Raw genomic sequence first — 11,724 nt, forward strand, 5'->3', positions numbered from 1 at the left:
CCGGCCTCGCACTCGCCGTCGCGGCCCCGCCCGCGGTCACCGCGCACAGCGCGGCGGCCGCGGCCCCGACAGCGAGACGCCTGTGGGTGTTCATAGGTGTTCCCCCTGTGATGAGTTCCCCCGTGCGCACGGTCGGCGTGCACGGAAACGACGCTACGGCGACGGGGAACGCCCGGCATCCCGCACCGGGTTGACCCTCCCCGGCCGGGTAAACCGCGGCGGTACGCCCCTGGTTGAGGCCCGGTCCCGCCCGGGGCGCGGCCCGTTCCCGGCCCCGGGCCACAATGAGGTGTGATGGAGGACGACCCGTATCTGTGGCTGGAAGAGATCGAGAGCGACGCCGCGCTCGCCTGGGTGGACGAGCGCAACGCGGAGACCGTGGCGGAACTCACCGCGGACCCCGGGTTCGAGGCGCTGCGCGAAGAGGTGCGGGAGGTCCTGGACGACTCCGCGCGGATCCCGTACGTGGTGCGGCGCGGCCCGCACCTCTACAACTTCTGGCGTGACGCCGCCCACCCGCGAGGGGTGTGGCGGCGCACCACCCTGGAGGAGTACCGCCGCGAGCACCCCCGCTGGGACACGCTGCTCGACGTGGACGCGCTGGCCGAGGCGGAGGACACTCCGTGGGTGTGGGCGGGTGCGGCGGTGCTGCGGCCCAGCCGGAGCAGGGCGCTGGTGAAGCTGTCCCGGGACGGCGCGGACGCCACCGTCGTGCGGGAGTTCGACATGGCCAAGCGGCGGTTCGTGGAGGGCGGCTTCCGGCTCCCGGAGGCCAAGAGTTCCGTCGGCTGGATCGACGAGGACCACGTCTTCGTCGGTACCGACACCGGCCCCGGCACGCTCACCGCGTCCGGCTACCCGCGCACCGTGCGGCGCTGGCGCCGCGGCACGCCGCTCGACGAGGCCCCGGTCGTCTTCGAGGGGCGGCACGAGGACGTGTCCGTCACCGTGTGGCACGACCCCACCCCCGGGTTCGCACGCGACCTGGCGGTCCGGCACCGGGACTTCTGGCGCAGCGAACGGTTCCTGCTCCCGCCCGGTGCCGCTCCGGTGAGGATCGGGGTCCCCGACGACGCCCTGGCCAGTGTCCACCGGGAGTGGCTGCTGGTCCGGCTGCGCTCGCCCTGGCTGGAGCGGCCGGCCGGAGCGCTGCTGGCCTTCTCCTTCGACGCCTTCCTGCGGGGCGACCGCTCGCACGAGGTGCTGTTCGCCCCGGACGGGAACACCGTGCTGGAGGGGTACGCGACCACCCGGCGCCATCTCGTCCTGGAGACCCTCACCGACGTCTCCTCCCGCCTGCATCTCCTCACCCCGCGACAGGACGGCGGCGGCTGGAGACGCAGCCCGCTCGGAGAGGTGCCGCCCCTGTCCACGGCCGCCGTGAGCGCGACCGCCCCGGACGAGGAGGACGAGAACGCGGAGGAGATCCTCTTCGACGTCAGCGGCTTCCTCCAGCCGGCCGCCCTCCGCCGGACGGTGGCCGGCGAACCCGGCCTGGAGACACTGAAGCGGGCGCCGTCCCGCTTCTCGGCCGACGGGCTGTGCGTGCGGCAGCACTTCGCGGTCTCGGCCGACGGGACCCGGGTGCCGTACTTCCTCGTCGGACCGGAACGGCGTCAGGGCCCGGCCCCCACTCTGCTCTACGGCTACGGCGGTTTCGAGGTGTCGCTCACCCCCTTCCACTCCGCGGTGACCGGCAGGGCCTGGCTGGAGCGCGGGGGCAGCTACGTGGTGGCGAACATCCGCGGGGGCGGCGAGTACGGGCCGGCCTGGCACCGGGCGGCGCTCGGCGCCGACCGCGAGCGCTCCTTCGACGACTTCGCGGCCGTCGCCCGCGACCTGGCGGCGCGTGGTGTCACCACGCCGGACCGGCTCGGCATCGCGGGCGGCAGCAACGGCGGACTGCTGGTGGGCGCCCTGCTCACCCGTCACCCCGGACTGTTCGGCGCGGCCGTCGCCGAAGTGCCGCTCCTGGACATGCTGCGCTTCCACCGGCTGCTCGCGGGGGCCTCCTGGACCGCCGAGTACGGCAACCCCGACAACCCCGCCGACCGCGCCCACCTGCGGCGCTGGTCGCCCTACCACAACCTGGACGCCGACCGCCGATACCCACCCCTGCTGCTGACGACCTCCACCCGCGACGACCGCGTCCACCCGGGCCACGCCCGGAAGATGGCCGCACGCATGCGGGAACTCGGCCGGCCCGTCCACTACTACGAGAACACCGGCGGCGGCCACGCCGGAGCCGCCGACCACGACCAGGCCGCCTTCGTCGAGGCACTGGTCCACACGTTCCTGTGGCGCACCCTGAGCGAGCAGGGCCGCGTCCCACGACGCACCGGAACCGGTACGGGCAGCAGTACGGACACCGGGAGGGCGTAGGGCTGCCGTCCCGGGGCCTGGCCGGTCCTGTGGCGCGGGGCCGGGCCCGGCATGGTTTGCCCGCCCCGGGCCGGATCCGGGTTCCTACACCGTCGCCTCGGCGGTCTCCGGGGTCCGGGTGGGCGTCCGGGTTGTGCGGGGCCGCGGGGTGTCGGTGCGGGGCAGCAGGCCCACGAGGAGGACGGAGACGGCCGTGAGGGCCGCGGCGGCCAGGTAGGCGGCCGCGTAGCCGTCGGCGAGCTGCCCGCGGGAGGGCGCGGCGCCGTGGGCTGCGGTGGCCGAGACGGCGACGGCGCCCAGGACGGCGAGGCCGAGCGCGCCGCCGATCTGCCGCGAGGTGCTGACCAGGCCGGCCACCACGCCGGCCTCCCGCGCGGCGGCCCCCGTCGTCGCCGCGTCGGTCAGCGGCGTCATCAGCAGGCCGATGCCGGTGGCCATCAGGATGCCGGGTCCCAGGATGGTGCCGAGGAAGGTGCCGTCGGCCGTCAGCACGAACCCCTGCCAGGCGAAGCCCGCCGTGGTGACGACCCCGCCCGCGGCCACCATGGTGCGGGTGCCGAACCGTGCCATCAGCCGGGGCGCGGCCTTCGAGCCGGCGATGACGCCCGCGGTGTGCGGCAGGAAGGAGACGCCCGCGCGGACGGCGGAGTAGCCGAGCACGTTCTGCATGTGGAGCGAGAGGAAGTACCACATGGCGAAGCCGCCGGTCATGGCGACGAAGGTCACCGCGTTCCCCGCGGCGACGGCCCGCAGCCGGAACAGCCGCAGGGGCACGAGCGGTTCGGCCGTGCGCGCCTCGACCAGGAGGAAGGCGGCGAGCGCCGCCAGCCCGCCCACCAGCGGGACCAGCACCTGGGCGGAGCCCCAGGAGTGGGACTCGGTGCGGCCGGTGCCGTAGGCGAGGGCCGCGACGCCCACCGTCACCAGGGCGGCACCGGGCAGGTCCAGTCCGCGGCGGCCGGTCGGCTCGTGCCGCTCGCGCAGGCCCAGGACGACGACGGCGACGACGAGGACACCGACCGGCACATTGATCAGCAGCACCCACCGCCAGGACAGCAGGTCCGTCAGCAGCCCGCCGACCAGTCCGCCGGCCGCGCCGCCCGCCGTGCCCACGGCCGCCCAGGTCGCGATCGCCCTGGTCCGCGCGGGGCCTTCGGGGAAGGTGGAGGTCAGCAGCGAGAGCGTGACGGGAGCCAGGACGGCGGCGCCGATCCCCTGCACCGCACGGGCGGCGATGAGCATCTCCGCGTCCTGCGCGAGCCCGCCCGCCAGGCTCGCGGCCGTGAACAGGCCGAGTCCGACGAGGTAGACGGGTTTGCGGCCGAAGAGGTCGGCGGCGCGCCCGCCGAGCAGCAGGAAGCCGGCGAAGGTGAGCGCGTAGGCGTTCACGACCCATTGCAGTGCGGTGCCGCTCAGTGACAGTCCTTCGCGCATGCTGGGCAGCGCGACGTTGACGACGGACACGTCCAGGACGACGAGGAACTGGCCGATGCTGGAAGCCAGGACGACCGCCCAAGCGCGGACACTCTCCCCCTGTGGAGAGGCGCTCGGTGACAGTGACGGTGTGGATGACATGTCCGCCATCGTGCGCGGCGGCGCGTCCGGCGGCATCGGGACAAGGTCCCGGCTTCGCCCCGCCCCTTCGCCCTAGGGCGCCGGTCCGGCACGGTGACCCGGTGGTTCCGGGGCCGTGGCGGCACCGCGCGTGGCCCCGGGCCGGACATACCGTCCATGGGCCGGCCCGGGCGCACCGTCCGGGGAGCGGCCCCGGGCCGGAGCGGGGCGGGCGTCCCGGACCACGGACCGTGCGCCCGCGCAAGGCGGGGAGACCGTGGGGGTGGTGTCGGCTCGCTATCGAGTGACTCGCGCGGCGGGAGCCCTCCCGCGGTGGAACATCCCTGGCTGACTTCCTGTGCGGCCGCACCGGCGGACCGCACGCGCCCCGAAGCTCCCCCAGGAGGGCGGAGCGGGCAGGGCCGGCCGAAAGGACACCAGGATGACGATGCGGGAGACGACACGCCGCGCGCGTGCGCTGGCTGTGGTCGCGGTGGCGGCGACGTCGCTGGTCGGCGTGGTGCCGACCGCGGTGGCCGCGAGCAGCGACACCGACGACGAACGCCCGGCCCGTCGCGGCTACGTCTGCGACCGGCTGGAGCGGGACGACAGGGCCGTGGTGGGCAGCAGCAGGTGCCAGGCGGTCAACACCCCCCGGCACGGCACCATTCGCGGCGACTTCGTCATCGAGAGCCGGGGCAAGCACGTCCGGATCCGGGTCCTGTGCAAGGGCCGTCCCGGACACGCCTCGGGATACGCCAACGTCCCCAAGTGGGTCCGCGGCAACGTCTGTCAGCGCGTCTGACCCCACGGCACCGCTCACCCGTTCCAAGCCCTGTCCGGCCGGGACCCGCCCGGGTCCTGCCGGACAGGGCACCTCCGCACCGGACCGGATCCGCGCCGGGCCGGGCCGGGCCGGTTCACGGTCACACGGTGTGACAGCCGGTGATCGTGCCGGGCGGCGGCAATACGAGCCCGGTCTGGTGCTCCGGCACCCGTGGACGTCACCGACCCGCCACGCGGTCTTCCACCGCATGGTGGCACGCAACCGGGTGTGGCTCGCCAAGCGCCACCTCCCGCTGCCCCTCGTCCCCGCCTACCTGGGCACCTGGACGCTCCTCACCCTCGCCCGCACCCGCTCGTGGGGCGGGCTGCGGGCGTGGTGGGGCGGTTTCGCCGAAGGAGTGCGCACCCCCTGTCCGCCCCGCCGGCCGATGCGGTGGGCGACGGTGTGGCGCATGACCCGCCTCGGCCGGCCGCCAGTGGTCCAGCACCCGCCCGCCCGGGACCGTCCGACGGCGGGGTACCGGCTGTACCGGCTCGGGCGGTGACGTGCGGCGCTGGGCCGCGACCGCCTGCTCCCCCGCCCCGGACCGGCGGCCTCCCACCCGCGAGGTCCTCAACCCGATCGGCACCGGCAGGACGACGCGGCAGCCGCCGCATCCGAGGCGGCCGGCACCGGCTCACCCCTTCGTCACGCCTGTCAGCAGGGCCGCCGCGAGGGCGCCGACGGCGATGGCCAGCAGGACGTACCGGGCCCAGACCACCCAGCGAGGAAGCGTTTCTTCGCACTGCTCGAATCCGTTCATAGTCCTATCAACGAGACGCGGTGAGGTGGGCAACGCGGCGGGAACAGCACGTCCCCGGGTTCGCTCGTTTGTGTGGCCCCCAGCGGCCCGGGGTGCCGAGTACGACGGCGCCCAGGGACAACAACCCGACGTCCCGGTGGTTGCCGGCCATCAGGAGGACGCCTCGCGGGTGGCCAGGGCCGCGTCGGTGCCGGGAGGGTCGCCGACGAGTGCCGGCGAGCCGGCCGTCGTCGGCATGTCGCGGGCGTTCTCGTCGTCCTGGAGCAGGACGGGGATGCCGTCGAGCGGGCCGCGGGTCCCGCCGTGCCGATGCCGGGCGTCACTGGCCGCCGCGCCCCTGGCCGTCAATGGCGCCGTCCTCCGCCGCCGCGTGCTCCGCGGGGAATGTGACGGCCTCTCGGCTCCGGGCACCGGTGTCGGCGGGGACCGGGCCGCCGCGGCGGCGGTCCACGAGCGCGGCGTCCTGGCTCGATCCGGTCCGGGTAGCCTCTTCTCAAGGACCACCCGCTCGACCGCGCCCGGGACACCGCTTGCCTACGGTGTCCGCGGCGGGGACCACACAGAGAGACGAAGAACGTGAGCGAGAAGCCCGAAACCAGGAACGAGACCCCCATACCGACGGACGCCCCTTGGTGGGCCGGTCTCGGACCGGTGGGCGGGGCCGTCCTCATCGTGCTGGGGCTCGGTGCCGCGCTGTTCCTCTTCCTCGGGGGCTTCGACCCGGAGGGCGATGTCACCATGCTCCACGGCGCGGCCAAGGTCGTCGCCATCGGCGCGGTCGTCGCGGGCGGTGCCCTGATCAGCCGGAGCCGCCGGGGCGGCGGGACCGGCAGCGGGGCCGAGTAGCGGGGCCGAGTAGCACCGGACGGCCCGGTACGGCGGCGCCGGCCAGGGCGGCCTCACCGACGCGGCGAACGGCTCCGGCAGTCGTCTCTCCGGCACGGAGAACCTCCCGCGCACGGAGAACCTCTCCGGCGGCGAGAACCTCCCTCACGGAGGACCTCTGCGGAAAGCCTCTTTGGTGAACTTCCCCGCCGACGCGGAGAGTTGTCCGGGGTACGTCCCGATGACGCGGGTGTGAACCGCGCCCGACGGGTAACCCGGCTTCCCGGACTGTCCTGGCCACCCGGGCAGCCGCGGGGTACGGCCGCCCTTTCCGGGCGCGGCCGTACCCCCCTCCGGGGCCGCCGCCCCCCGACCCGTTCCGGGGCCGGGCCGTGCGGCGGTGCGGTCCCTGGAAGTCGAGGAAGAGCAGCACGCCTCCGGGGACGAGCAGCGGTGAGCAACTCGTCCCGGCCCAGCGTCCCGTGGACCGAACGAGATCGCTCCGACGGAATTCTCCTCCCCGCCCTGCGGTGAACCGCGGTGTCCGCGCGGCGGGGCGGGCGGGTGTCAGAAGGTCACGGTGTCAGCGGGTGGAGGCGAGGCCGGAGGCTGGACGTCGGGGGCACGGCGGCGGTTCAGCAGGAGGATGCCCACCACGGTGGCGGCCAGGGGCAGGGCCGTGACGGCGACGGTCGCGTCGTAGGAGAGGCCGGCGTTCCAGCACCACAGCGTCACCTGTGAGGTGTAGCTGACGAGCAGCACCGGCAGGACGGCGAGCAGCACCGCGACCGGGTACAGCCGTTCCCGGCGGGTGAACGCCAGCGCGACGGCGACCACCGCGCCCGCGAGGACGAGCACGCCGAGCGGGCCGGGCCGCCAGCCGACGGCGGCGGTGACATAGGTGGCCAGCGCCGCCACGGGCAGCGTGGCGCGGCCGGGCGGGGAGGTGTCGAGCAGGTCGCGTGGGGCGGCCACCAGCAGGAAGGCCCACAGGAGTTGGGGCAGGCCGACCTCCAGCAGCAGCGAGGCGAGCTGGTCGAACTGCACCTCGGCCACGCGCGGCAGGAACCAGGCGAGCCGGGCGGCCGCCACGGCGGACGCCGCGAGGACGCCGAACACCTTGGCCGCCGTCCACCGTCCGGCGAGGACGGCGAGCAGGGGGAGGCACCAGAGCAGGCCGGTGATCCAGGCGCCGGGGACGCTCATGCCCGCGAGCTGGTGCAGGCCGTCGAGCGTGCCTGGCGGTGAGGTGTGCGGGAGGCGGAGGAGCTGCGCCGCGCTCTGGCCCGCCGCGACCGCCGCCACGAGCGGCGCTGCCAGGGCGGCGGCCTGCGGGAAGGGGCGGTCGGAGCCGAGGCCGGTACGCATCCGCAGGGCGTGTGCGGCGATGCCCGCACCCTCGGCGATCCGTGCGGGCAGGCTCGCTCGGGCGGTGGCGTCGGCGTAGGTGGCGGCGGTCTCCGCGCCGTTGGCCTCGCGGTAGGCGCGGGGGTAGAGCCGCACCGGGAACGGGAGCCGGGTGGGTTCGGTGCTCATGCCGCACCCCCCTGGAGGCGGGGCCTGGGGGCGCGCAGCCGGCGCTCGGCCTCGGCGGCGACCGAACGCAGCCGCTCGGCCTCGGCCGTGAGGGCCGCGCGCCCCTGGCCGGTCAGCGTGTAGAAGCGGCGGGCCCGGCCGTCCGCGATCTCTTCCCTGTCCACCGCGATGAGGTTCTGGCCCAACAGCCGGTCCAGTGCGCCGTAGAGGGTGCCGGTGCGCATCCGGTAGCGGCCCGCGGAGATCGTGGCGATCTCCTGCATGAGGCCGTAGCCGTGCCGGGGGCGGTCCGCGAGTGCGGTGAGGATGAGCAGGGTGGGTTCCTGCATCGAACGATCACTCATGACACCTATATATATCGTTCACCGTCATATGTGTTTCCGCCGCCCCCCGCAGCTCGCTCATCCCCTCACGTTTCCGCGTCCTCGACGGTGTGCCGGAGCACGTCGCAGGAGTGCTGGGCCTCGTCCATCAGGCGGGCGGCCTCGGCCAGCAGGATTCCGTAGGGCCGGGTGGGATCGCCCAGGGGGAGGGAGGTCTCGCGGGTGCGCTCGACCAGACGGGCCCGCTGCTCCTGTGCCGCCCGGGCCGCCCGCCCCAGCTCCCTGGCCTGGGCCGGCAGCGTCTCCTCGCGGATCTCGCTGAAGCGGCGGGTGATCTCGGTGAGCGCCTCCAGCAGGTGGGCGTAGTCCCGCAGGAAGCTCCTGCACTCCTCTCCGTCCTCCTCCTGCGGCCAGTGGTGCAGGGTGCGCGTCAGCGAGGTGACCTGGTAGGTGACGCGTTCGAGGGCGTCGAGCACTTCGCGGTAGCCGGTGAAGTCGCGGTACCGGTTGCCGGGAAGGAGCCGGCGGGGGTTGTAGTACCGGCTCTCCACGGCGGTGTCGAACGCCGCCCGCGCCTGACTGGTGATCGGCCCGAGGGTCGCGGCCCGCTGCCGCCAGTGGGCGGTGCGCTCCTCGTCCATCTCCTCCTCGCGCAGCGCGGGATGGATGTCGCTCAGCAAGTCGCACAGCGCGTGCGCCAGGGTGCGGACGCCCTCCTCGGCGCCCCGGTAGCGCATCGGCGGCAGGATCGTGACGTTGACCAGGACGCCGATGCCGCAGCCGATCCCGACCAGGGCGACGATCTGGCCGAGCTGCTCGATCCGCTGGAGGTTCCCCGTCGAGGCCGCGTAGGTGGAGAACGCGAAGAACGCCGCCGTGGCGACCTGGGTCCCCTGCGAGCCCAGCCGCCGCCACCTGCCGATGATCATGGCGATCAGCGCCACCAGGACGAAGGTCAGCAGATCGGGCCCGGCCAGGAAGCCGAGCGCGGCCTGCACCGCCACCCCGGCGACGACGGCGACCAGATAGCGCAGCGCCTGCACCAGCGACTGATAGACCGTCACCTGCATGATGAGCACGGCGGAGAACGGGGCGAAGGCCGGCGACCGCGCCGCCATCAGATCGTGCGAGACGAACCACGCCGCGGTGGCCGCCAGCGCGCTCTTGACGATCAACTCGATCGTGTGCCGCTCATACCCTGCCGAGCCCTTGGCCCGCTCCAGCCACTGCCGGGCGCGGGCCAGCGGTGCCTGGGACGCGACCCCTCGCTCACTCCTGCCCGGTGGTCCTTCCCGCACCGACGGCGGCCCGCCCTTCTTCTCGTTCATCCGGGTGACTCTCCTCCCTCGCGTCATCGGCGTGAGCGCGCTCCGCGCTCGACGGCTCCGGCGAAGACACTGGACGTGGTGCCCCCGTTCGCGGGGGGACGCGCTCGATGATTTGCCCCGGAGCCGCACCGGCGCGGGCGACACTCCCGCGCGCAGCGAGGGATTTCCCGCCGTGGCACGGGAAGCGGCTCCGGCACGCCGCACTCGGCGCGCCGGAGGTGTGGGAAGTGCCACACTCACAGGCGTCTGCGGTTTGGTGTCCCTTTGGGCCGGTTAGACGCATGAGCGACGTGCTTAGGGAATCAGGCACTTCCACGGGAGAGGCCGGAAACGGCCACCTCCGGGTGGCGTGCCGTGATGCCTTCCCGTGACTGTCACCGGCAGTGCCCGAGGGAAGGAACCCGCCGTGCTCATGGCTCATCCCACCGTCCTGGCCGATCTGCTCGCCCGGTACGAGACGCTCCGCGCCCTCGACGCCGCCGAGCGCACCCCGCGGTCCCGGCAGCGGCTGGAAGACGTCTCCTACACCCTGTGCGTGTCCACCGGCACCCGTGAGGTGTCCGCCGCGCTGGCCGAGGCCCGCCGCCAACTGTCCGGCACCCAGGCGTCCGAGGCCCGGTCCGGCAGTAGTGTCCTCCCGGCCGGAAGGTGATCCGCCGGAAGGTGATCCGGACGCCTCCGTCCCGGCCGGCCGCCCCGTCACCCTCGGCCCGCAGCCGGCACCACCCGCCCCTCCGCGTCCACGGGGCACCACCCACAGCACGAACGGAAAGGCGAACCATGACCAGCACGGCACACACGACGAGCACCCGGACCCCCTCCGCCCGTACCGGCGGGACACGGGCGAGGGATCTGAGGGCGCCCGGCAGAGGAGACCGCCCGGCGGCCGTCGCCCCGGGCGTCCTCCACGCGGTCCTGGAGGACGCCGTGGCGGAAGCGGTGCGCCGGGCACGGCGCGCCGCCGACCGCGCCTACGGCCGGGGGTGCGGGCTGCCCACCGTCGATGTCACCGACGTGCTGCGCGCCGCGCGGGACTCCACGGGACTCCCCGTCCCCCGGGCGGAGGCGGCCGCCGCGCTGCGCGCCTATCTGGAGACCCGCGTGCCCCTCGACGTGCGCACCGACGCCTACCTGGGCCACCGCGGGCCGGACGAGGCGGCTTCCGCGGTGACGGCCCGGTGACCAGTCAGGGAAGGACGCTCAAGGGCCGGGGCGCCGGCCACGGACACGGCACCACGCAGGTCCGCACGGAGTGTGAACCCGCATATCCCTGATGTCCAGGGGCAGAAGCGCACACACCGGTGGAACGTGAACACGTTGGGGAGGCAGACGAGTATGACCGTGACGGGCCTTGTCGCACATGGAGGTGTGGGGACAGGTGTAACCGCCCCCGAGTCCGGGGAGCGCCTCGTCGAACCACTGCGCGTCTCCCCCACGGACGCGCGCGAACTCACCCAGCGGTTCCTCGCCCGGCTGGACGAGCTCGAAGAGGGCACCGCCGAGTACCAGTACGTGCGCAACACGCTCATCGAGATGAACCTGTCGCTGGTGCGGTACGCCGCCTCGCGGTTCTCCTCCCGCGGTGACGACATGGACGACATCGTCCAGGTCGGCACCATCGGGCTGATCAAGGCCATCGACCGCTTCCAGGTCTCCCGCGACGTGGCCTTCACGACCTTCGCCGTGCCCTACATCGTCGGTGAGATCCGGCGGTTCTTCCGCGACACCACCTGGGCCGTCCACGTCCCCCGCCGCCTCCAGGAGGCCCGTGTCCAACTCGCCCGGGCCGGGGAGGAGCTGCGCTCCCGGCTGGGGCGGGAGCCCACGGTCGCGGAGCTGGCGGCGCTGATGTCGCTGCCGGAGAGCGAGGTCATCGAGGCGCGGAAGGCGTCCAACGGTTACACCACCGCCTCCTTGGACGCCGCGCTGTCCGAGGACGGCGACGACGACGCGTCGCTGGCCGACTTCATCGGCACCCGCGACGCCGCGCTGGACCAGGTCGAGGACTTCCAGACCCTCGCCCCGCTCATCGCCGACCTGGACGAGCGCGACCGCAGGCTGCTGCACTACCGCTTCGTCGACGAGCTGACCCAGGCGGAGATCGGCGAGCGGCTCGGCGTCTCCCAGATGCACGTGTCACGTCTGCTGACCCGTCTGCTGACGCGCCTGCGCCAGGGGTTCGCGGCG

The 11,724-nt window shown here is 74.1% G+C and carries 11 protein-coding genes and 2 pseudogenes; 7 read left to right on the forward strand and 6 right to left on the reverse strand.

Going from position 1 to position 11,724, the window contains the following annotated elements:
• Nucleotides 1-294: 294 nt before the first annotated feature.
• Nucleotides 295-2,382, forward strand: a complete 2,088-nt coding sequence (locus FM076_RS02525; RefSeq protein WP_173868315.1) for a prolyl oligopeptidase family serine peptidase — start codon at nt 295-297, stop codon at nt 2,380-2,382.
• An 84-nt stretch (nt 2,383-2,466) separates the two neighbouring features.
• Here FM076_RS02525 and FM076_RS02530 read toward each other — a convergent pair whose 3' ends face one another.
• A complete protein-coding gene (locus FM076_RS02530) occupies nt 2,467-3,957 on the reverse strand; it encodes an MFS transporter (protein WP_173868316.1) in 1,491 nt (496 codons plus the stop codon).
• Between the two features lie 421 nt (nt 3,958-4,378).
• Between FM076_RS02530 and FM076_RS02535 the strand changes: the two genes are divergently transcribed.
• Nucleotides 4,379-4,741: a hypothetical protein gene (locus FM076_RS02535; RefSeq protein ID WP_173868317.1), complete on the forward strand. Its 363-nt coding sequence runs from the start codon at nt 4,379-4,381 to the stop codon at nt 4,739-4,741.
• 163 nt (nt 4,742-4,904) lie between these two features.
• Nucleotides 4,905-5,204: pseudogene (locus FM076_RS02540) on the forward strand (glycosyltransferase family 2 protein); the annotation flags it as partial.
• A 195-nt stretch (nt 5,205-5,399) separates the two neighbouring features.
• Here FM076_RS02540 and FM076_RS34575 read toward each other — a convergent pair.
• Nucleotides 5,400-5,525, reverse strand: coding sequence for a hypothetical protein (locus tag FM076_RS34575; protein ID WP_274598779.1), 126 nt, complete (start codon nt 5,523-5,525; stop codon nt 5,400-5,402).
• 165 nt (nt 5,526-5,690) lie between these two features.
• Nucleotides 5,691-5,885, reverse strand: a pseudogene (locus FM076_RS32905) (amidase family protein); the annotation flags it as partial.
• A gap of 216 nt (nt 5,886-6,101) precedes the next feature.
• Here FM076_RS32905 and FM076_RS02550 point away from each other — a divergent pair.
• Nucleotides 6,102-6,371 carry a hypothetical protein gene (locus FM076_RS02550; RefSeq protein WP_173868319.1) on the forward strand — a complete coding sequence of 90 codons (270 nt, stop codon included), beginning with the start codon at nt 6,102-6,104 and terminating at the stop codon, nt 6,369-6,371.
• A 546-nt stretch (nt 6,372-6,917) separates the two neighbouring features.
• On the opposite strand, the gene FM076_RS02555 is transcribed toward FM076_RS02550, so the two are convergent.
• The 3 genes from FM076_RS02555 to FM076_RS02565 all read right to left on the reverse strand — a co-directional run bounded on the left by FM076_RS02555 (nt 6,918) and on the right by FM076_RS02565 (nt 9,537).
• On the reverse strand, nt 6,918-7,886 hold the full coding sequence (locus tag FM076_RS02555) for a hypothetical protein (RefSeq protein WP_173868320.1): 969 nt from the start codon (nt 7,884-7,886) through the stop codon (nt 6,918-6,920).
• Nucleotides 7,883-8,230: a PadR family transcriptional regulator gene (locus FM076_RS02560; protein WP_173868321.1), complete on the reverse strand. Its 348-nt coding sequence runs from the start codon at nt 8,228-8,230 to the stop codon at nt 7,883-7,885. The genes FM076_RS02555 and FM076_RS02560 overlap by 4 nt, the downstream gene beginning before the upstream one ends.
• A gap of 65 nt (nt 8,231-8,295) precedes the next feature.
• Nucleotides 8,296-9,537 carry an FUSC family protein gene (locus FM076_RS02565; RefSeq protein WP_173868322.1) on the reverse strand — a complete coding sequence of 414 codons (1,242 nt, stop codon included), beginning with the start codon at nt 9,535-9,537 and terminating at the stop codon, nt 8,296-8,298.
• A 406-nt stretch (nt 9,538-9,943) separates the two neighbouring features.
• Here FM076_RS02565 and FM076_RS02570 point away from each other — a divergent pair, with 406 nt between their 5' ends.
• The 3 genes from FM076_RS02570 to FM076_RS02580 form a co-directional block, all read left to right on the forward strand.
• A complete protein-coding gene (locus FM076_RS02570) occupies nt 9,944-10,189 on the forward strand; it encodes a DUF5133 domain-containing protein (protein ID WP_173868323.1) in 246 nt (81 codons plus the stop codon).
• 128 nt (nt 10,190-10,317) lie between these two features.
• The gene (locus FM076_RS02575) at nt 10,318-10,719 is read left to right on the forward strand and encodes a hypothetical protein (protein ID WP_173868324.1); all 402 of its coding nucleotides are present in this window, start codon (nt 10,318-10,320) and stop codon (nt 10,717-10,719) included.
• A 153-nt stretch (nt 10,720-10,872) separates the two neighbouring features.
• The coding region (locus FM076_RS02580; protein ID WP_173868325.1) for a SigB/SigF/SigG family RNA polymerase sigma factor at nt 10,873-11,724 on the forward strand (852 nt) is incomplete at its 3' end.

Source organism: Streptomyces albus subsp. chlorinus (assembly GCF_013302895.1).
Classification (GTDB): Bacteria; Actinomycetota; Actinomycetes; order Streptomycetales; family Streptomycetaceae; genus Streptomyces; species Streptomyces chlorinus.

Bases quoted from the DNA above. Each gene is read 5' to 3' on its own strand.
- FM076_RS02525 (WP_173868315.1), top strand. From the start codon at position 295: ATGGAGGACGACCCGTATCTGTGGCTGGAAGAGATCGAGAGCGACGCC.
- FM076_RS02530 (WP_173868316.1), bottom strand. From the start codon at position 3,957: ATGTCATCCACACCGTCACTGTCACCGAGCGCCTCTCCACAGGGGGAG.
- FM076_RS02535 (WP_173868317.1), top strand. From the start codon at position 4,379: ATGACGATGCGGGAGACGACACGCCGCGCGCGTGCGCTGGCTGTGGTC.
- FM076_RS34575 (WP_274598779.1), bottom strand. From the start codon at position 5,525: ATGAACGGATTCGAGCAGTGCGAAGAAACGCTTCCTCGCTGGGTGGTC.
- FM076_RS02555 (WP_173868320.1), bottom strand. From the start codon at position 7,886: ATGAGCACCGAACCCACCCGGCTCCCGTTCCCGGTGCGGCTCTACCCC.
- FM076_RS02560 (WP_173868321.1), bottom strand. From the start codon at position 8,230: ATGAGTGATCGTTCGATGCAGGAACCCACCCTGCTCATCCTCACCGCA.
- FM076_RS02565 (WP_173868322.1), bottom strand. From the start codon at position 9,537: ATGAACGAGAAGAAGGGCGGGCCGCCGTCGGTGCGGGAAGGACCACCG.
- FM076_RS02575 (WP_173868324.1), top strand. From the start codon at position 10,318: ATGACCAGCACGGCACACACGACGAGCACCCGGACCCCCTCCGCCCGT.